This is a genomic window from Shewanella marisflavi (assembly GCF_002215585.1).
Lineage (GTDB): Bacteria > Pseudomonadota > Gammaproteobacteria > Enterobacterales > Shewanellaceae > Shewanella > Shewanella marisflavi.
The window spans coordinates 2,268,815-2,288,786 of record NZ_CP022272.1; the positions used below are offsets into that span (position 1 = coordinate 2,268,815).

The 19,972-nt window shown below is 49.5% G+C and carries 15 protein-coding genes; 6 read left to right on the forward strand and 9 right to left on the reverse strand.

All coding sequences use genetic code 11. The annotated features are described in order from the left end of the window. Positions 1-272: 272 nt before the first annotated feature. Entirely contained in the window at positions 273-1,232 is a 960-nt protein-coding gene (locus tag CFF01_RS09925; RefSeq protein WP_088904687.1) for a hypothetical protein, read from the reverse strand. A gap of 659 nt (positions 1,233-1,891) precedes the next feature. On the opposite strand from CFF01_RS09925, the gene CFF01_RS09930 reads away from it, so the two are divergent. After that, entirely contained in the window at positions 1,892-2,905 is a 1,014-nt protein-coding gene (locus CFF01_RS09930) for an IS110 family RNA-guided transposase (RefSeq protein WP_088905927.1), read from the forward strand. 510 nt (positions 2,906-3,415) lie between these two features. Here the strand turns inward: CFF01_RS09930 and CFF01_RS09935 are convergent. Together CFF01_RS09935 and CFF01_RS09940 are read right to left on the reverse strand one after the other, a co-directional pair. Beyond that, on the reverse strand, positions 3,416-4,882 hold the full coding sequence (locus tag CFF01_RS09935) for a DEAD/DEAH box helicase (RefSeq protein WP_088904688.1): 1,467 nt from the start codon (positions 4,880-4,882) through the stop codon (positions 3,416-3,418). 233 nt (positions 4,883-5,115) lie between these two features. Beyond that, positions 5,116-6,273: a BamA/TamA family outer membrane protein gene (locus CFF01_RS09940; RefSeq protein ID WP_088904689.1), complete on the reverse strand. Its 1,158-nt coding sequence runs from the start codon at positions 6,271-6,273 to the stop codon at positions 5,116-5,118. A gap of 392 nt (positions 6,274-6,665) precedes the next feature. Between CFF01_RS09940 and CFF01_RS09945 the strand changes: the two genes are divergently transcribed. Beyond that, complete coding sequence (locus CFF01_RS09945; protein WP_088904690.1) at positions 6,666-7,949, forward strand: HD-GYP domain-containing protein; 1,284 nt, start codon at positions 6,666-6,668, stop codon at positions 7,947-7,949. A 231-nt stretch (positions 7,950-8,180) separates the two neighbouring features. Here CFF01_RS09945 and CFF01_RS09950 read toward each other — a convergent pair whose 3' ends face one another. From CFF01_RS09950 to CFF01_RS09970, 6 genes are all read right to left on the reverse strand, one after another. Continuing rightward, complete coding sequence (locus tag CFF01_RS09950) at positions 8,181-8,612, reverse strand: DUF3465 domain-containing protein (protein ID WP_332459589.1); 432 nt, start codon at positions 8,610-8,612, stop codon at positions 8,181-8,183. Continuing rightward, positions 8,609-9,046: a hypothetical protein gene (locus CFF01_RS09955; RefSeq protein ID WP_088904691.1), complete on the reverse strand. Its 438-nt coding sequence runs from the start codon at positions 9,044-9,046 to the stop codon at positions 8,609-8,611. The genes CFF01_RS09950 and CFF01_RS09955 overlap by 4 nt, the downstream gene beginning before the upstream one ends. Positions 9,047-9,138: 92 nt before the next feature. After that, entirely contained in the window at positions 9,139-9,300 is a 162-nt protein-coding gene (locus CFF01_RS19400) for an N-acetyltransferase (RefSeq protein ID WP_332459642.1), read from the reverse strand. Then, positions 9,236-9,619 carry a hypothetical protein gene (locus tag CFF01_RS09960; protein ID WP_232479421.1) on the reverse strand — a complete coding sequence of 128 codons (384 nt, stop codon included), beginning with the start codon at positions 9,617-9,619 and terminating at the stop codon, positions 9,236-9,238. The genes CFF01_RS19400 and CFF01_RS09960 overlap by 65 nt, the downstream gene beginning before the upstream one ends. An 82-nt stretch (positions 9,620-9,701) precedes the next feature. After that, positions 9,702-10,745 carry an NAD(P)H-dependent flavin oxidoreductase gene (locus CFF01_RS09965; protein ID WP_088904692.1) on the reverse strand — a complete coding sequence of 348 codons (1,044 nt, stop codon included), beginning with the start codon at positions 10,743-10,745 and terminating at the stop codon, positions 9,702-9,704. Between the two features lie 110 nt (positions 10,746-10,855). After that, complete coding sequence (locus tag CFF01_RS09970) at positions 10,856-11,260, reverse strand: GFA family protein (protein WP_088904693.1); 405 nt, start codon at positions 11,258-11,260, stop codon at positions 10,856-10,858. A gap of 244 nt (positions 11,261-11,504) precedes the next feature. Between CFF01_RS09970 and CFF01_RS09975 the strand changes: the two genes are divergently transcribed. The 4 genes from CFF01_RS09975 (at position 11,505) to CFF01_RS09990 (ending at position 19,916) form a co-directional block, all read left to right on the forward strand. After that, positions 11,505-13,595 carry a glycoside hydrolase family 97 protein gene (locus CFF01_RS09975; RefSeq protein ID WP_088904694.1) on the forward strand — a complete coding sequence of 697 codons (2,091 nt, stop codon included), beginning with the start codon at positions 11,505-11,507 and terminating at the stop codon, positions 13,593-13,595. Between the two features lie 243 nt (positions 13,596-13,838). Then, complete coding sequence (locus CFF01_RS09980; protein ID WP_088904695.1) at positions 13,839-15,272, forward strand: M20/M25/M40 family metallo-hydrolase; 1,434 nt, start codon at positions 13,839-13,841, stop codon at positions 15,270-15,272. Positions 15,273-15,834: 562 nt separating this feature from the next. Further along, positions 15,835-17,379 (forward strand): MFS transporter, encoded by a 1,545-nt coding sequence (locus CFF01_RS09985; RefSeq protein ID WP_088904696.1) that lies wholly within the window; start codon positions 15,835-15,837, stop codon positions 17,377-17,379. Positions 17,380-17,420: 41 nt separating this feature from the next. Beyond that, positions 17,421-19,916: a glycoside hydrolase family 15 protein gene (locus CFF01_RS09990; RefSeq protein ID WP_088904697.1), complete on the forward strand. Its 2,496-nt coding sequence runs from the start codon at positions 17,421-17,423 to the stop codon at positions 19,914-19,916. The last annotated feature ends 56 nt before the right edge of the window (positions 19,917-19,972 follow it).

The window sequence follows — 19,972 nt, forward strand, 5'->3', positions numbered from 1 at the left end:
CAACAAACTCGTCATTGATATGTCCGATATCCTTTAACCACTTTGTGGCATCAGCCATATCGGCGCGATCAGCTGCAGCGCTGCCTTTAAGATCGTTGTAATGAACTGACGCTTTGAAAGTTTACATTAAATTCTCCTTAGTTTGATGATTTGGAATGCTAACGCCCGCTTAACTTGCTGCCAACTGCACCACTCTCAAACAGGCCACCGTAATCGCTAAAGTCAAACCGAACAAAAAATGCCATAGGTTGGCAGTCAGGTTTAAGCGATTGTTATATTTTGATTACATTTGGTATCTCATCAAGGGGACCACGATATAATTCATGATGCATTGCTTCATGAACCCTCTCACGAGTGAAGATATCAATGGAATCCCAAAGGTCTGGTCCCAAACAAATATCCTCTGACTCACAAATCGCTACATAGTTGATAAACTTTTCGAGTTCTGTTTCCATTACCCCATCAATCCACTCATTATCATCATGATGTTCAGCTAACCAAGAAACAACGACATGGGTTTCATTATCAGTTGGAATAAGGTTAAAAGTGGACATAACTTGAGGACACGCCATTGCTTGATGATGAAACCTTTCATTAGTATCTCGCATCGGTGAAAAAACCGTACAGCTAGAAGCTTTGATGACCTTGTCTATAACAACCCATTTAGTTTTAATTATTCCCGAGTCAGGTGAGTTATAGACAGAGTATGCCCTGTCAAGGTAGAACGGTAAGTCATTCTCTATGAACTTTTTGCGCCCCAAGTTTTGAAGCTTAAAATGTTTCAAGACCTCTTCGGGTAGTAGCTTAGAACAATTTTCGATAATTTTCTGAGTTTTGAAGTGCACCAATTTTTTCCTAGTGACTTCATATGTAATTGTTCTGAGAAATAACGTTGCTGCTTGCAGAGAGTCACCAAACTGGAGAGGGCGTTTTTCTACCGGAGCAAAAACCTGTCCATCATGGTTTTGGCAGAAACCTGGGTATATCGAAGCATTCTTTATCCGAGTTTTAATTAAAGAAAATGCACTTTCACCTTTAGTTAAAACCTCATACATATTGAAGTTCATCGCATAGACTTCGTCATTTCTACTTATGACTTTGAGTTGTCCACCTCGCTGCTGTGAATGCGAGCCAATTGACATTTTTGAACAATGTGGAAAAAGACACTCGAATTTTTTGTTTTTCTTCAGTTTTTCAATTTTTCCGATTTCTTTTTTCAGTTTATGATCCACTGAAGCCTCCTAAAAAATATAACGCCCACATTTACGGCTGGTTTGGAACGTTGCGGAAAACCAGTCCGACAACATGTGCTTGTTAGGCATTTATAGTCTCCGCTCGATTAAACGTCTTACTAAGTCTTCAGTTACTTCATTAGATAGCTCGAAAGCATCAACCACCTTAAATAATTTGCTTATTATTTGATGACGTACCCTGCCAAGGATCCGGTCGCTGTATCAACCGGCACATCGACAGTAGTTACCACTTCATTTTGAGAAGCGAATAAATAGGGTCAGAGTTAACTTCTTAAGGGAGGTGATTGGCGTGTGGATATTGGCTTTTTCATTCCCTGGATGGCTTGGTCGATGTTTGATTCGAGTAGGCCTAGCTCTGTCCTTGATGGATTACACATTAAGCTATTGGTCAAGTAGTATTCAATAAGTTCTGTCACATTTTTGTACGTTTTTTTTAAATAATCAATTGTCTCAATACCTGTCCAATGAGGTTAAATCGAAGAGACGTTAGATACTGGTGTAAGCACACTTTTGGCTCTCGGCGGCATGGACGCCGCCGCGAAGCCTCCAGGGATGATGAGATGGACACCTCTTGTAAAGTCGGCGTCAAAAGCGCCATATTGAATTTGCGAGTTCAATATCAACAAAAGGTGTCCACTATGAAAGTTACTCTAATTGGTATCGATTTGGCAAAAAATGTCTTCCAAGTTTGTGGTGTGAATCAGGCTTGTAAATCTGTATTTAATCGTGCACTTCGTCGACATCAACTTATGGCGTTTTTAGCCCAATACCCTGATGCAATCATAGCTATGGAGGCTTGTAGCGGGTCAAATTACTGGGGAAGAAGCTTAAAAGCTCAAGGTTATCAAGTAAGGTTAATTCCCCCTCAGCATGTGAAGCCTTTTGTCAAAGGTAATAAAAACGACCGTAATGATGCCTTCGCTATTTGTGAAGCAGCGTATAGACCTAATATTCAATTTGTAGAGCCTAGAACGTTAGAGCAGGTTGATATGATGTTGGCGCATCGAATCAGAGAAAGGCAGGTCGATGCCAGAACAACATTGATTAATCAAATCAGAGGCCTGCTAAATGAGTATGGTATCGTTATTGCTCAAGGCAAAGAAAGCCTTAAAGCAGCATTACCTGACTTAATTGAAGATGCAGAAAATGAATTAACCGAAAGAGCTCGAGTCCACTTTACTCTGCTACACCAAGAGTGGAGCGCGATTGATGAAGCCATAAAGTCATCAGAAAAGGATATCAAACAGCAGGCCCAGGCTTCCGAAGGAGCTAAACTACTAATGCAAATAAAGGGAATAGGAGAAATTACGGCAACAGCCGTAGTCTCGTTTGCAGGTAATGGTTCGTCCTACAAAAACGGTAGACATTTTTCAGCAAACATTGGCTTAGTGCCAAAAGAGCATTCAAGCGGTGGAAAGCAGAGTCTTGGCGGGATAACGAAGCGAGGTAACCGTTACCTCAGGAAGCTACTTATTCAATGTGCTTGGTCGATTATAAGACACTGTAAAACAGCGCAAGACAGGCTGTCTGTTTGGGTTAAAACGCTTATCGAACGGCGAGGCAGTCACAAGTCTGCAGTCGCACTGGCTAACAAGTTAGCAAGAATTGTTTGGGCTATTCTATTTAAGAAAACGGAGTTCAGAGCGGTTTGACCTGTAAGTAAAACAAACCATGTACTGCTAAAAAGTAATGTAACAACAGGTAATACCGGCCTCTACAACACCTGAGAGAGTCCATGAACCTAAGAGTTCGGAGGGACGGTTAAGGCGTAGAGGCGCGGTTCTCATTAAGGCCAGAGCCTCTAATTGCTCATAAACAGGTCGGATATACGGACGCAGTAATATCTTTTGTTACTAACAAATTAGCTATTGAATCTATCGAGGTGTCCATATACGGAACCTCGGCGTGCCAAAAGAGTGCTTGCACATCCCCGCGCCGGGCAGGCGTTAGGTTGCCATGAAGGTATGACCTTCAAAATTCCATAAAATGCACAAACTGGTAGACGCTACAACCCGAAAGCATTCCCACATCCCCCCGCCGGGCAGGCGATAAATTACAGTGAAGGTTTGACCTTCAATACCCCCTAAAACATCTACGCAGCGCAGATAACAAAACCACCTGCCACAAAAAAGCCCTCGACGAGAGGGCTTTCTATTTTAACCTTACTCCTTCGGAGGCCGGCTATCCGTCCAAGGATTAAAGGCTGGCTTTTGTGCAGCCTTAGGCTCTGAGCTTTGATCTTTACCACCGCGATCATCAGGCGCTGCTGATTTAGCTTTAGCAGGCCTAGCCTTCTTGTCTGTAGAATTACCTTTATAGGATGATGCCTTAGCTTGAGGCTTAGACTGCCCGCTAGGCTTAACCTCGCTGCGCTTATCCTCTTTGGCCTTATCTTGGACCTTCTCACCCCGGCTGGTCGATGCATCAGGCCCCTTTTCACCTTGCTGCTCACGCTTGGCCTTAGGCACATAATTGAGAATTGAGATAGGTACAGGCTTTCTCGGCGCAAAGCCCTCAATTTCACGGCGCTCGAGTAGATGATCGAGACGACTCTCAATCATGCAGAGGTTCTTAAAGTCATCTTTTGATACCAGGGAGATCGCCTCCCCCTTGGCACCAGCGCGGCCGGTACGTCCGATACGATGCACATATTCGTCCGCAGGAAACGGCAGGTCATAGTTAATCACCAGCGGCAGGTTATCGATATCGATACCGCGCGCCGAGATCCCGGTCGAGATAAGATAGGCGATCTTACCGGCCTTAAAATCAGCCAGAATCTGCTCACGTACCGCCTGAGTGCGGCCGCTGTGAATACACTCCGCCTGAATCCCCCGCTTCTCAAGCTGACTCACCAGCTTGGCGGCGCCATGTTTAGTCTCGATAAAGATCAGCGCCTGAGGCCAGGCATTCTCTTTGATCAGCTGACTGAGCAGCGCCGACTTCTTATCCTTGTCGACTGTGGTGATCCACTGCTCAATATCAGGCTGACTCTCTTCATTTCTAGTCACCGACAGGTGGATCGCCTTAGGTACCGCCTGTTTTGCCAACTCGCGAACTGGACGCGACAATGTGGCGGAAAACAGCAGGTTTTGTCTCTCTTCGGGCAGGGTATCGATGATCTTAGTAATATCTTCAATAAAGCCCATATCCAACATGCGGTCGGCTTCATCGAGCACCAAGAACTCAACTTCATCGAAGCGAATCGCTCTTTGGGTATAGAGATCCCGCAGACGCCCAGGCGTCGCCACCACGATATCGACCCCTTCTATCAACTGCTGTTTTTGCGCCGCGGCATCGACGCCACCATAGATGGCCATAGAGACCAAACCAGAACCTTTACCATACTCGCTAATTCGGCCATTTACCTGACTCACTAGTTCGCGAGTCGGCGCTAAAATGATGGCTCGGGCGCGCTTCTTACGCTGAGTCTCACCTTGCATAAGCTTGGACAACATGGGCAACACGAAACTGGCCGTCTTACCACTGCCGGTCTGCGCCGCCGCGATCAGGTTTTTCCCCTTGAGCGCCAACGGAATCGCTTCCTGCTGAATAGGTGTGGCTTGCTGATACCCAAGTTCGGCTAGATTGGATAACAAGGTGGCCGGCAGGCCAAGGTTGGCAAAGGTCATGTGTACTCTCTAATGGTGGCTAAGAAGGGCTAAATGCAAACGCCGAGCCAGGCGACAGGCAAATTAGGCGCGCTAGTATAACAGAGCTAACTACTAAGACTAGCACGACATAACTCAAATAAGACTTAATGGTTTGCCAGACAAAGACTTTCCCGCCGCTATGCTAGCAGCCTGGTCATTAGCCTGTCGCCTATGCTGTTCACGACTGTAGGCTTTGTCCTGAGTCAGCTAGGCTAAAAAGCCTCTCCGACCGATAAATAAAGCGCATCATTGCTATTGGATGAACGCGCATAATCTAAACGTAAGTTAATTCGCTCGGCCGGTTGCAGCATAAAACGCAAACCAATACCGTATGACGGAATAACATCATTGGATTTATCCACGTGATTTACATCATCCAACTTACCTGCGCCAACAAAACCGACCAATCCCCAACGTTTATGAAAACGCCAACGGGCTTCTGCCTCAGTTTCTATCGAGCCTAACGCCATGTATTCAGTTGAAGAAAAACCACGCAGACCTAAGCGACAGGCGGCCCATAAGGGTACGTCGCCCTCTTTTAGACACCCTTTTAATTTATAGGCAACCGTGACAGATTCATTAACCGGGAAGTAACCATCAAACTCTAAAGAATAAGATTCAAAGTCAGTATCACTACCAATGGCGTCATTAAACACTGTGCCATTAAGCTTGAAATAGTAGCCATCGTAGGGGTTTGTCGGCACATCTCGGGTGTCATAAATGATCCCTGCTCCCAGCCCAGCAGAGACGATTTCGTTGCGTAAATCAAAGTGAATCGAACTGATGTCTACATTAAAATCTTGTTCAAAATCAATGAAAATGCCATTAACACCGACAAACCAGTTGCCACTAATACGTCGCTCTAATTCTAACAATGCGCCGTAACCTGTAATGTCCCAATCGACATCAAGGGGTACGCCGAGTAACTCGCTTGATACCAGTGGCAACTTAAGGTCGGCATAGGCGACTCCGCCTTTTAAATGCCAGTTATTATTATCCCAATAACTGGCGTGGCCAACTGCGGCGCCCCAACTTTTATTGCTAGAGTAAAAACCCGCTACCCCGGTAACTGATGGCGGTTGAACCGATTTTTGCTCAGCGGTTTGGGGATAAAAGTAACCAACCACACCACCTAAACCTGAATCAATGGTGGGATTTGAAAACGGAATTGGCGCGGCAACAAAATTGCCTTTGTTGACCGTTAAAGGGGCTTGGTTTTCATTTAAATTAGGCACTAATGAACTCGGCTCGTTGGCAGCACCAGTTTTTTCTCCACTATCACTGACCATGTCATCATTTGCTGCAAACGCTGGCGCCAACACCATTCCCAACAATCCCAAAACAATAGGATTCAACCTGATAGTTCCCATATATATTCCCTTGAGTCATTCGCCATCATTTAGCGGGTAAGTTCAGCATAGCACTACCTACAACATAGTCAGCTTTAATTGCCTAAAAATTAACCCCTCTATTATACTGAAAGATATTACAAATTTATTAGTTACGCCCATTTCCGTCACGGTGTTGCAGTAGTAGTCAGCCGCAAGGTAAACCTTTAATAGCAAGATTGCGGTTTGTAGTTAGGCGACTAAACCACTAGTCATAAAGACTCAGCTCCCCTTTCAAGCATGCCACCTGTCACATTTTCGTAGGAAAGATCAAGTTTAGCGAAAGGTTAATTAGCTCTTTTCTAGCTGATAAGGTAATAATGTAGTAGGAACTCGGCATTTAGCCCCACTTCTGGCATGGCAAAGGATTGACTATGACTGGGCACTTTTTCTCGCTTTCACAGCACAATGATCTCAACGATACCCTTCCCGTATGGCGCGAGTTGATCTTTAAACGCCTATTTGGACTCTTGGCCATCTTATGCGTGCCTGTATACCTCAGCAGCATCTACCTCTGTATCCAGATGGGGCTGCTAAGCATGGCGGCGTTTGACACCCTGGCTTACCTGTTACTCCTCTACATACTGCTCGCTAAGGGGTTAAGTGAGCAAAGCCGCTACTGCATCGGCTGTATCATGTTCTTTATCATAGGGGTTGCCTTTCTGATCACCATTGGCCCAACGGGTGCGGGCTTTTTCTGGTTGTTCATATTTGCCCCGCTCACCAGCATACTGATCGGCAAGCGCGCCAGTCTTTATGCTCAGTTGCTTAACGCAGCGGCGCTATTGGCAATCGGCTTAGCCTTTCAACAGCAATGGTTTAGCTGGCCCCTGACCCAAGGTTACAATACTGGCATCTGGTTTGTGGTCGCGATCAATTTTATTGTCACCAACGCCATTGTGACCCAATCGACCGCCTTCTTATTGGGAAAACTCACCCAATCGCTACGTTCTACCTTAGCCTCGCGCCGGGCCACAGTAATGGGGCTGGCCAAATTAGCTGAATATCGAGACAACGAAACAGGCGATCATCTTATTCGCATGCAGCACTATGCCAAGATACTGGCGAGTCAAAGGCAAAAGGATGAAGATGCGCCTGAGGAGCTGACCGATGAGTTTATTCAGGAGATCTCTCTATCGTCGATCGTCCATGATATCGGCAAGGTTGGCATTGCCGATGCGATATTGTTAAAGCCAGGGCGCCTAACTGAGGAGGAATTTGAGCAGATTAAGGCACACCCGGTTATCGGCGCCAATGTACTGGAAAGCTTGCTCAATTATGCGCCGCAGTGCCGTTTTATAAAGATGGGACGAGATATTGCGGGCGGGCACCATGAAAGATGGGACGGTAGCGGTTATCCAAAGGGAATATCGGGCGAAGCTATCCCACTCTCCGCCCGAATAGTGGCTTTAGTGGATGTGTATGACGCCCTGACCTCGCCGCGCTGTTATAAAAGACCTTTTAGCCACCAAGAAGCGCTAGAGATAATCCTCGAAGGCAAAGGTAGTCACTTCGACCCGAAACTGGTAGAGAGTTTTCTAACGATCAATCACAAGTTCGAGTTGCTCTCAAGGGCTTCTCTGTATGACATACGGCCGGACAAGATCATCAGACCCCCTACACAACTAGTAACAAAGCCCGGCTTGGAAACCAGCTAGATTTTTAGCGCTCCTGATTAACCAAGATTTGTTAAGAAGCAATGATAAGGAAACAATGATTAGGAAACAACGGTTAGGAAACTCTGGTTAGCCAAGCACAAAACCAGTTAATTATGGCCCAAACTTGGGCCCAATCGACTAATTAACTTGGCTATTCGTTGGCTTGGCTATTAACAAACTTAGCTATTAACAGACTTGGCTATTAGTTGGCTTGGTTAATCATCAGCATGGCTATTGATAGCGCCGACCGCCATGGGTGAGCCATCCATCTATGTGCTGACCTTTAGGATCATCATGCGTCCAGTGGATCACGCCGCCCTTGGCACTCCACTCATAGACCCCATAGAACCCCACACGATCGCCAACCTTTAGATCTTCAATACGTGGCGCCAGATCGATATTGTGCGCCACCAGCAAGGTTTGCCCACTGGCCAGCCGCAAAATAAATCTTTGATGCTTACTCCCTTGAGTGTCATCTGCAAGTAGACGCACCACCTCTCCTTGCCCTTGGATCTGAAGCTGACTCTGCCTTTGCTCGAACGCCTGACTGAGCTGCGCATCATTCGCCGATACCGAAAGCGTTAAACTCAACGCCAATACAAGCGCGGTAATAACTCTGCCGACAAACAATAAACCTTTATCTTTCAATGCCATCAACTTCATCTCTTGCCCGCCATACGAATGACTTCAGCCGTCATCAAGACTTTGACGGGCTTATGTTCAGGGTTAGTCTCGCTAGCGACATAGCTTGCCTTTGGCATCTTATCTAGCTTAGCCTGGCTCATCCAGCCTTCGGGGGTCGAGCTAACCAGCGTCTTGCTGACCTCTTGGCCCTGCGCATCAATCAACACATGGTAACTGAATTTTCCAGCGCCTTTGGGTAACCAGTTAGGGCGACCATATAGTTTGACAGGCTTTGTCGGTTTTGCCTGCCAATAGGCAGAAAGGTTATCGGCCCCAATCTCGACAGGATTTAACACCGCCAAGGTCTCAGTCGTTGGCGCTTGATCCGTTGCTGTGTTGGTACTGCTATTGGTATGGCTACACGCGGCTATACCTAAGGTAAAGAAGGTGGCAATCAGTAGAGTAGGTTTCATTATTCATCCTTGTATTGTTTTGACTTACTTTTCCCTAATCCAAAATGGCCTAGTTCCAAATAGTTTAATCCCAAAAGCTCAATCAAAAAAGCTTAAGTATCATCACCTTTAAACGTAGAAGTATCATAGCGCTTAACCATAAAATAGCGCGCCGGACTCCCTTCAAAGGCTGGCACTTGTCCCGCTAGGTTAAATCCCAGCTTTCGATAGAAATCGGGCGCCTGAATGTCCAGAATATCGACCTGAGCCTGCAAACATCCCCTTGCCTTCGCCAGCTGCTCGGCTTGGATCATCAGCTGCCGCCCAAGCCCAGCCCAGCCCAGCCCCGCGGCGATTGTCATCGACCCATAACACATGGATCAAAAAGTTTTTATATATGGTTCGGCCATGGACGCCGCCAATCAATTTACCAGCCTGGTCATGGGCCACTATCGTCAGTGGCTGACTCGTCTCCTTGCCCAACTTGTCAATGTTGTACTGACGAACACCATCAATTAAGGCTTCGACCAACTCGCTATTCTCCTGCTCTATTTGGCTGAAAGCCACTTTCTGTCGGTCATCTATTGTCTGCATTCGATTAACTCTTTTTTTATGTTTAATATTTGTCTTTGTGTTTGTCTTTGCATTTGTGATTGCTTTAGTGACTCTTGTTCGCTTAGGCCTCCATCAACGCCAAGGTGAGCGCTTGAGCCGAGATGCGGCGACATGCACCAAGGTTTTGACCACACCACAGCGGGGTAAAGTCGGCCTTTCCCCTTGCTTCAGCTTCCCGGCGAAGCTGCGCCATCAAGGGGGTCGCATAGGGAAAGGTGGGAGCCAGTTCGCTCAAACAGCCAAGCTCATTCATCGCTCTATTTCGCAATCCTCTGGCTGGCCTCCCCGAAAACAGGTTCGTCAGTGCCGTCTCTTCTGGCGTGGCGCCTAATATCGCTTCTCTGTGTAGCCTGGAGGTATTGGCCTCATCGCATAACAGATACGCGCTACCCACCTGCACGGCGCTAGCACCCAGGGCAAAAGCGGCTTGAACGCCGCGAGCATCACCTATGCCACCAGCGGCTATGACAGGCACCGAGACACGATCAACAATCTGAGGCACCAGCGCAGCAAGCCCTAGTTGAGTATTGAGATCGCTGGAGAGAAACATGCCTCGATGGCCGCCTGCTTCCAGTCCCTGGGCAATAATGCCATCGACACCACGCTCACTCAGCCAGATGGCTTCAGCCACTGTGGTGGCGCTAGAGACCAGCTTAGTCCCCCAGGATCGCACCCGATCGAGCAGATCTTTGGCAGGTAAACCAAAATGAAAGCTGATGAATTCGGGTTTAAAGGGCTCTATGGCGTCGGCTATCTCGTGATTGAACGGCAAGCGACTGGCGCCCACTGGGGCAAGTTCGGCCGTTATCTCAAGCTCCTGAAAATAGGGTAATAGCTGCTTGTGCCAGACTTGCTGAGCCCCATCATCCCACTTGGGCATCTGGTGGCAGAAAAAATTAAGGTTTAATGGCGCACTAGATGCTGCCTTAAAGGCTTGGATTTCACTGGTGATCTGCGCTGCATTTAACATGCCGCAGGCAATAGAGCCGAGCCCACCAGCCTTAGCAACGGCAATGGCCAGCTTGCTATCTTGTACACCCGCCATGGGCGCCTGAATGATTGCCAGCTGAGTACCCAGTAATGCTTTGACGTTTCTATGATTCATCACCTTTCCTTATGTGATTCAGCCGAGGCTGTTATTTTCCATGTTCATCTGGTGTAAAGGAGTCTTAGGCTCGCGAGCTTTCATGTTGGCCCGCGAGCCAGAGCAGAGAGTTACCTACCTGGCTCATGACCCTCATACCAAGGTAATTTAGCATCCATCTCCTCCCAATTAGCTTTGGAGGTGACAAAATTATGGGAGATGGGACGCTCCCTTATCGCGGAGTCCAATATGCCCAGGCGCAACCGAATACGCTGACTATCCTGCTCATTGGCGCTGTAGATAGGAGAGGCGCAGCGGCGACAAAAATAACGCCGCTTTCCTGGGGAAAACTCAAAACTGGCTAAGAAATCGGCTTCATCCGATAGGTTAAAATCCACCAGCTCGACAAAGCCATTAGTGGCAAATGCAGTGCCGCTCGATTTACGACACAAAGAACAGTGGCAATGAATGATCTGACTAATGGGGCCGCTGATGGCAACTTTGATACCACCACATAGACAACTTCCGTGATACATGATTTTCCTGATCCGACTCTATGTTACTGCACTATTGCAATCTGCCTCTATGCTGCCATAAGTTGTGGCGGCATATCAGCACTATTTTCCACTACAAATTGCTAAATTCGGTAACTAAATGTGCCAAGCGTCCCTTTAGGTTGAATACGTATGCAGCACATTGCCCCATCCTACCTATAACTTCTACCATGGCTGACGCAACACCTTAACCCTAACAAAAACCTAGAATAAAAAGGTACACGGAATGTCTTGCAATCCTTCACACCCAAGGGCGTCTGCCCAACGACGCTTATCGGTACTGGCAATGGCTCTCGCGCTCACAGGCGTAACACTGCCAAATAGCACCATGGCGAAAACCGTTTCGGTCGCCTCACCAGATAAACAGATTGTCGTGAGCCTAAGCGATGATAATCAGCGGCCCGAATATCGCGTCAGTTTTCATGACAAAGTGGTTATTCAGGAGTCCAAGCTCGGCTTAGTGTTTCAGTCCCTTGGCGAATTTGGTCATGACTTTAAGATTAGCGAGATCAAACGTTCTCAGGTCGATAGCCAATGGCAGCAACCTTGGGGCGAGCGTGAATGGGTAGTAGACAAGCACAATGGTCTTACCGCCACCTTAAGCAACGGCCAATATCAATTTCTTATCGACATCAAAGCCTTTGACGACGGTATCGGCTTTCGCTACCGGGTACCTAAGCAGGGCACACTGGATAAACTCAATATCACCAATGAACTCACCGAGTTTGTGATCCCGCAAGCTGACAAAGCCACCGCCTGGTGGATCCCTGCCCGCGGTTGGAACCGTTACGAATACCTTTATAACAAGACACCGCTCAATCAGATTGACCGGGTACACACGCCTTTCACCTTTAAGCTGGACAATCAGGTACACATGAGTATTCATGAGGCGGCGCTGGTGGACTATGCGGCCATGACACTCGATCAGCGCCGTGATGGCACACTTAGAGCCGATCTCACGCCATGGTCTGACGGTATCAAGGTGAAAACACAGGCGGGCTTTGCCACGCCCTGGCGCACCATTCAGATTGCCGATAAGGCCACTGGACTGCTGAACTCAGATCTGATCCTTAATCTCAATGAACCCAACAAACTGGGAGATGTCGACTGGGTCGAGCCAGGCAAGTATGTCGGGATCTGGTGGGGCATGCACCTTAACGAGACGACCTGGGGATCAGGTGACAAGCATGGCGCCACCACCGACGAGACCAAACGCTACATGGACTTTGCCGCAGACAATGGTTTTGCAGGCGTGCTGGTTGAAGGCTGGAACATCGGCTGGGACGGCAGCTGGTTCCATAATGGTGATGTGTTTAGCTTTACCCAGACCTATCCTGATTTCGATCTACCGGCGATCTCCGCCTATGGCGCCAGCAAAGGGGTGCGGCTCATCGGCCACCATGAAACCTCGGGCTCGGTCACCAACTACCGCAATCAGATGAGTGATGCCTACGATCTCTATCAGCAATATGGCGTGACCCAGGTAAAAACTGGTTATGTGGCCGATGGCGGCGATATCAAGCGTGTTGACGATAAGGGGATCACCCGCCACGAGTGGCATGATGGTCAATTTATGGTAAACGAATATCTGCATAGCGTTACCGAAGCCGCCAAGCGCCACATCAGCATCAATACCCACGAACCCATTAAAGACACGGGTCTGCGCCGCACCTATCCAAACTGGATCAGCCGCGAAGGCGCCCGCGGACAAGAGTTTAACGCCTGGGGCACGCCGCCCAACAATCCATCTCATACCACCACACTTGCCTATACCCGCATGCTGGCAGGTCCGATGGACTTTACGCCAGGGATCTTCGACTTGGCACCTAAAGGGTTAGATGCCGTCAACCGGGTACAAACCACGCTGACTAAGCAGCTTGCCCTGTACGTGGTACTCTACAGCCCAATCCAGATGGCGGCCGACCTGCCGCGCAACTACAAAAAGCATCCCGATGCCTTTAAGTTCATTCAGGATGTCCCAACCGATTGGCAGCGCAGCATCGCTCTGGCCGGTGAAGTCGGTGAATATGTGGTCTTTGCCCGTCAGGAACGCGGCGGAAAGAGTCAGGGAGAAGATTGGTACCTGGGTGCTATCACAGATGATACCGCCCGTGAGGTCAGCATCCCGCTTGACTTTCTCACCCCAGGAACAAGCTACCTGGCAGAGATCTACCGTGATGGCGACAAGGCCAATTGGCGCAGCAATCCCTATGACTATGTGATTGAAAGCCAGAAGGTTGACAGCGAGCAACATCTGACTCTCAAGCTCGCCAGCAGCGGCGGTACCGCAATTCGCTTCAAAGCGTTGCAAAAGTAAGCCCAGCTATAATCCCCCACTTGCATGGCGCGCGTTAGTCGTCGCCATGCAGGTGGATCTGCAAGTGATTATCAGCAACATTTATTTACCTTTTTCTTGCCCTCTCCTCCACTTTTTTACGACTAAAGCCGACATTGCTCGCCCAAGCTGTGCTGTTATTCTGCTAAGGTATTTTCTCCATGGTTACCGCTAAGGCGTCCCCATGGCTCGTTCAAGCCCTAACAACCACAAAAAGAATAAGAGATGACAATGAAAGCCACTCCTTACCTTAAGCTACCGCTCTTGCTGCTTGCCACAATGACTGCCAGCAGCTTTGCCGCGCCGCCAGCAGCGACGCCGTTAAACGCCGCCAGTTACACGGCGCCTTCAGAAGAAGATCTCCGTCTGTACGATATTGCCAGCGCGCCCCAGGCCTCAAGGATCTTGAAAGATATACAAACCCTGGTCGATTTCGGCACTCGTCATACCCTCTCCAGCCAAACCGATCCTCAGCAAGGAATAGGTGCGGCCAGAAACTGGATCAAGGCAGAATTTGAACGTATCTCAGCCGACTGTGGCCACTGCCTGGAAGTGATTGAAGTGGGCGCCACGGTATCGGGAAGACGGATCCCAAATCCAACCAAAGTGGTGAACATCATTGCGATTCAAAAAGGAACGCTAGACCCTAATCGCGTGGTAATGATGAGCGGCGACATCGACTCGCGTGTCAGTGATGTCATGGATGCCACCTCTGCTGCCCCCGGCGCCAACGACAACGCCTCGGGTGTTGCAGGCACCCTTGAGGCGGCGCGCGTACTGAGTCAATATCAGTTTGGCGGCACCATAGTGTATGCCGCGCTTTCAGGTGAAGAACAAGGGCTATACGGCGGCGCGGGTCTGGCCGATTTTGCCAAAAAGCAAGGCTGGCAGGTCGAAGCCGTGCTTAACAACGACATGATAGGCAACATTGCGGGGATTAATGGCGTTGTCAGTAACCATACGGTACGGATCTTTTCTGAAGGCGTGCGGATCGCCGAAACAGAGAAGGAAGCTAAAGAGCGATATTTTAGCGGTGGCGAAAACGATTCGGCGTCACGCAACTTAGCCAGGCACATCAAGCAGCTGGCAGATCAATACATGACTAACCTAGATGTGCAGCTCATCTACCGTCTCGATCGCTTCGGCCGCGGTGGCCATCACCTGCCCTTTAATAAGGCAGGATACCCAGCGGTGCGCATCATGGAGACCAACGAGAACTATCATCGCCAACACCAAGATATTCGTGTTGAAGATGGTATCGCCTATGGTGATGTCATAGAGGGCGTCGATGAAGTCTACGCGGCTAAGTTAACCGCTCTCAATGCCATTAGCCTGGCGGCTATGGCCTGGGCGCCAGCACCGCCAACCCAAGTGGCGATCACAGGCCAGGTGTCGGCCGATACCAATATAAGTTGGCAGGCTAATCCGACCGCCGAAGTTGCCGGATACCGCATCTACTGGCGTAAAACCACTGAGCCAGAATGGACCCACAGCCGCTTTGTCGGCAAGGTCGACAGCTTTACCCTGAGCAATATGGTGATCGACAACTACCTTTATGGGGTGGCTGCTGTCGGCTATAACGGCAACACCAGCCCTGTGGTGTTTCCCGGCGCAGCTGGCGCATTCTTTCGCCAAGTGACCGAGAACGCCAAACCTTAAGCCCTTATCGAAAAGCACCTCAACTTGGAAAAACGCGGGAGAAACACTTTCGCGTTTTCCTTTTTATCCCCCCGCTGCGCTATGTTACAAAACTGAATCCACGCTAAAACCACCCAGGCACAAAGTTAAGCTAACACCCTGGTAATAATAGAATAAAACCTAAGCCCCAAGACGCCCTGCAGGTTAACAGCAAGCTACGTAAAGGTTAATGCGCCTTGATGAATACGTATGTAATCGGTTGTAGGTCAAATCGGCTCAGGGTTAACATGCCATGGTGTTTAATTTCATGTGTTAACTCTCTATGAAATTGGCCAGGTCGACGCTAGCCCATCAGGCACTGAAGGCATGATGAGGTTAGCACTAGAGTCTCTATCTACTCATCAGGGCTTAAGCATAGTGAATAAGCCTAGAGAAGTAGAACCCTAGCTTTTGGCGAATACCCGTTTGAGGGAAGCGTGTATTCGCCACTTTTTTCACTCGACCGACTTCCATACAATAGATTTGGTACCCACCCTTTCAGGGCGTGGCAAAAACGATAAATAATTATAAAGAGAAACATTGGATGTCACAGAACGCCCCATCAGTACAAAGCCCCCTGACTGTCAAACCGGCCTTAAGTTTCTGGCAGATCTTCAACATGTGTTTTGGATTCCTTGGCATCCAATTTGGTTTTGCCCTGCAAAATGCCAACGTAAGCCGTATCTTTCAAACATTAGGCGCCTCTATCGATGATATCCCTATTCTGTGGATCGCCGCGCCACTGACCGGTTTGCTAGTGCAGCCACTAATCGGTCATATGAGCGACAACACCTGGGGCCGTTTGGGTCGCCGTCGCCCCTATTTCCTGATTGGTGCTATCTTCACCACACTGGCCATCTTTATCATGCCTCACTCGCCTGTGCTCTGGGTTGCCGCAGGTATGTTGTGGATCATGGATGCCTCAATTAATATCGCCATGGAGCCTTTTCGCGCCTTTGTGGGTGACAACCTGCCGAGTCGACAACGCCCCCTTGGTTATGCCATGCAAAGCTTCTTCATCGGTGTGGGCGCCGTGGTGGCCTCGGCCTTGCCTTATCTGCTGACCAATTACTTCGATGTGGCCAATACCGCGCCCGAAGGTGAGATTGCCGATTCTGTCCGTTACGCCTTCTATTTTGGCGGCACAGTGTTACTACTGGCGGTCAGTTGGACCGTCTTCACCAGCAAAGAGTATTCACCAGAAGAACTGGCCCGCTTTGAGCAGTCAAGCAGCGAGCAGATAACCCTTAAACATGATCGCAGCTGGCAGGCTTACCAAAAAGGCGCACTCATCTGGACTGTACTCGGCGCCCTGTTTACCGCAGTGATCTTTCTACAGTCCCTGGATAAGCAACTGTATCTGCTGGCGATCGGCATATTTGCCTTCGGCCCGTTGCAATGGTTTTGCGCCATCACTTTAAAGCGGATCGCACCTGAGGCCAGACACAAGCAAGGCATGGTATTCAGCGTGGTCGATGCGCTGTTTCATATGCCAAAGGCGATGCGTCAACTGGCAGTTGTGCAGTTCTTCTCATGGTTTTCGCTGTTTTCTATGTGGATCTACACCACGGCGGCTGTCACTGACTATCACTATGGTACTCAAGATGTGCTGTCTAAGGCCTATAACGATGGCGCCGATTGGGTCGGGATCTTATTTGCCTCTTATAACGGCTTTGCCGCCCTAGCCGCCTTAGTGATCCCGTTGCTGGCAATGGCGGTAGGCCTCAAGGTGACACACCTGATCAATCTTTGCTGCGGGGGGTTGGGCCTTATCAGCTTCTACTTTATTCAGGATCCGGCTCTGCTTTGGCTGCCCATGATAGGTGTCGGTATTGCCTGGGCATCTATCCTCTCTATTCCCTATGCACTGCTGTCCAATGCACTGCCTGCGGCGCGAATGGGCGTTTATATGGGGATTTTTAACTTCTTTATCGTGATCCCACAGTTGCTAGCTGCTAGCGTACTTGGGGTGATCTTAAATACCTTTTTCGACGGCCAACCTATCTTTGCCTTGATCATGGGCGGCTGCTTTATGATTTTATCCGGGATCAGCGTGCTCTTCGTGAGCAATCAATCCCGCCTAGCATAACCGCATTTACCCATAACAATAAAACAGATGAGAACCTAATCATGACGTCTAAGCCTGCACGTTTTACTCGCACCTTAATCGCCCTCTCCTTAGGCACTCTGCTAAGCGCCTGCGGCGGTGCGGATCAGCCTGCGCCAAAGCAAGTGGCTGCGGCCGCAAGCCTCAACATAGCACCAGGTGCACCTGGCGCCGAGCCAACCTGGGCCTTCTCGGGTAAAACCGGCATAGGCACATCCTATGAACCCTATGTCACCACAGAGCAAAGCGCCGGGCGCTATCTAGACACCCAGGCCAACCCGGTCAGCCGCGTCTGGTTTTCTCTGGCTCAAGGCGTGCTGACCGAAACCATGTATGGCCTTATCCATAACGCCCAGCTAAAAGAGGCACAATTTATCATCGCAGGTAATGGCTTTGTCGATACCGAGAAAGAGAACACCATCACCAGCATAGATTATCTGCATAAAGATGACGCAGGTCGTCCCCTGTCATTAGCCTACAAGGTGGTTAACAAAGATATCGAAGGCAAGTATCAGATAGAGAAACACTTCTTTACCGATCCCGATCGTGACAGCTTAGTGATGAAGGTGTTCTTTACCGCCTTTGAGCCGGGCATTACCCCCTATCTTTATGTAAACCCGCATATCGATAATAGCGGCGCCAATGATATTGCCAGCGTGAGCGCCGATGGCAATAGTCTCTATGCCTATACCGGCAACCAGGATTCCAGCGTGTTGACCGTGCGCGCCGACCTCCCCTTTAGCCAGACCAGCGTCGGGTTTGTCGGCGTATCGGACGGCCTGAGCGATCTCAAGGCTAACGGTGAGTTAAACAACCTTTACAGCCACACCAGTGCCGACAAACAGACTTTGGGCAATGTCGCCATGACAGCTGCGCTGCCTACGCTTAAGGTCGGCGATGCCGAAAATCCCAGCCTGAGCACTACCTTTGTATTCGGCTTTGGTCAAGATCAAGCCAGCAGCGAGCAAACTGCCCAGAAAACTCTTGATGCGGGCTATGATGCGGTGCTGGCGGCCTACAACGGCGAGGGAGATACCATTGGCTGGCAGGACTATCTGCAGCAACTCTCTGGGCTTGAGGCGATGACAGCCAACACCGCCGATGCGGGGAAACTCCTGTATGCCAGCGCGCTTGTTCTTAAGGCTCAGGAAGATAAAACCCATGCCGGCGCCCTTATCGCCTCCTTGTCTAACCCTTGGGGCGACACTGTCTCTGCGGTCAAAGGCTCGACCGGCTACAAGGCCGTCTGGCCAAGAGACTTCTATCAATGCGCCATGGCTTTCTTAGCCATGGGCGATACCCAAACCCCTAAGGTCGCCTTTGAATACCTTAAAAAAGTGCAGGTCAGCGAAGCGACTCCTGGCTATGAAGGCGTTCCAGGCTGGTTTTTGCAAAAGACTCATGTCGACGGTCAAATCGAATGGGTTGGCGTACAGTTAGATCAAACCGCGATGCCTATCATGCTGGGATGGAAACTCTGGCACGCTGGAGTATTAAGCGATCAAGAAATTAGCCAGTGGTATCAAACCATGCTTAAGCCTGCGGCCGATTTTCTGGTAACGGGCGGTGAAGTAAACCTTGACTGGAACCATACCCAGATAGTCCCGCTAAAGACACAACAGGAACGCTGGGAAGAGCAGCAAGGCTACTCGCCTTCGACAGCCGCTGCCGTGATTGCAGGTCTGATTAGCGCCAGCGATATCGCCAAACAGGCGCAAGATCTCGCCGCTGCCGAGCGCTACCTGGCCACCGCTAAAGAGATGGCCGCCAAGCTGGACACCCTTATGGTGACCCAAAGCCCCATGCTTAGTGCAAGTGACGGTACCCAGGCACCTTACTATCTGCGCCTAGCGCCTAATGGCACACCGGATAAGGCCGATAAGCTTGCCGATAACAACGGCAGAGCCGGACTGGATCAGCGTCTCATATTAGATGGTGGTTTCCTGGAGATGGTGCGCTATGGGGTTAAACCGGCGACCGATGCCAGGATCAATGCCACCCTTAAGCTTATCGACAATACAAAGCTCGAAGATAACCTCAGGGTGCGCTACGAGTTTACCGCCAAAGATGGTACTCGCTTCCCAGGATTTCGCCGCTATGGCAATGACGGCTATGGTGAAGATACGCAAACCGGCGGTAACTACGCCGAAAATGGCAGCAATACGCCTGGGCAACGGGGCCGGGTATGGCCTTTCTTTACCGGCGAGCGCGCCCATTTTGAACTGGCTAAGGCCATTGCAACAGACAGCCTGGATGAGGCTAAGAAACAGCAACTTATAGACACCTATGTAAAAGGGATGGAAGCTTTTGCCAACAAAGGCCTGATGCTCCCTGAGCAGGTTTGGGATGGCGTTGGCGACAGTACCCGCTTTAACTATCAGCTTGGCCAAGGTACTAACTCAGCCACGCCGCTAGCCTGGACTCACGCCGAATACGTCAAGATGGTGCGTTCCTTAACCGATGCAAAAGTCTGGGACCACTATCCAAGCGTGACCGATACCCTTACCTCTCACCCTTAAACCCATTCATAAAAAAGCCAGTCTCATCGACTGGCTTTTTTATTTGGCCGCCACTT

Excerpts from the sequence above, each read along its gene's own strand:
- CFF01_RS09950 (WP_332459589.1), bottom strand. The coding sequence starts at position 8,612 with ATGAAGTTGATGGCATTGAAAGATAAAGGTTTATTGTTTGTCGGCAGA.
- CFF01_RS09985 (WP_088904696.1), top strand. The coding sequence starts at position 15,835 with ATGTCACAGAACGCCCCATCAGTACAAAGCCCCCTGACTGTCAAACCG.
- CFF01_RS09970 (WP_088904693.1), bottom strand. The coding sequence starts at position 11,260 with ATGTATCACGGAAGTTGTCTATGTGGTGGTATCAAAGTTGCCATCAGC.
- CFF01_RS09960 (WP_232479421.1), bottom strand. The coding sequence starts at position 9,619 with ATGCAGACAATAGATGACCGACAGAAAGTGGCTTTCAGCCAAATAGAG.
- CFF01_RS09940 (WP_088904689.1), bottom strand. The coding sequence starts at position 6,273 with ATGGGAACTATCAGGTTGAATCCTATTGTTTTGGGATTGTTGGGAATG.
- CFF01_RS09965 (WP_088904692.1), bottom strand. The coding sequence starts at position 10,745 with ATGAATCATAGAAACGTCAAAGCATTACTGGGTACTCAGCTGGCAATC.
- CFF01_RS09955 (WP_088904691.1), bottom strand. The coding sequence starts at position 9,046 with ATGAAACCTACTCTACTGATTGCCACCTTCTTTACCTTAGGTATAGCC.
- CFF01_RS09930 (WP_088905927.1), top strand. The coding sequence starts at position 1,892 with ATGAAAGTTACTCTAATTGGTATCGATTTGGCAAAAAATGTCTTCCAA.
- CFF01_RS09980 (WP_088904695.1), top strand. The coding sequence starts at position 13,839 with ATGACAATGAAAGCCACTCCTTACCTTAAGCTACCGCTCTTGCTGCTT.
- CFF01_RS09975 (WP_088904694.1), top strand. The coding sequence starts at position 11,505 with ATGTCTTGCAATCCTTCACACCCAAGGGCGTCTGCCCAACGACGCTTA.
- CFF01_RS09990 (WP_088904697.1), top strand. The coding sequence starts at position 17,421 with ATGACGTCTAAGCCTGCACGTTTTACTCGCACCTTAATCGCCCTCTCC.
- CFF01_RS09945 (WP_088904690.1), top strand. The coding sequence starts at position 6,666 with ATGACTGGGCACTTTTTCTCGCTTTCACAGCACAATGATCTCAACGAT.
- CFF01_RS09935 (WP_088904688.1), bottom strand. The coding sequence starts at position 4,882 with ATGACCTTTGCCAACCTTGGCCTGCCGGCCACCTTGTTATCCAATCTA.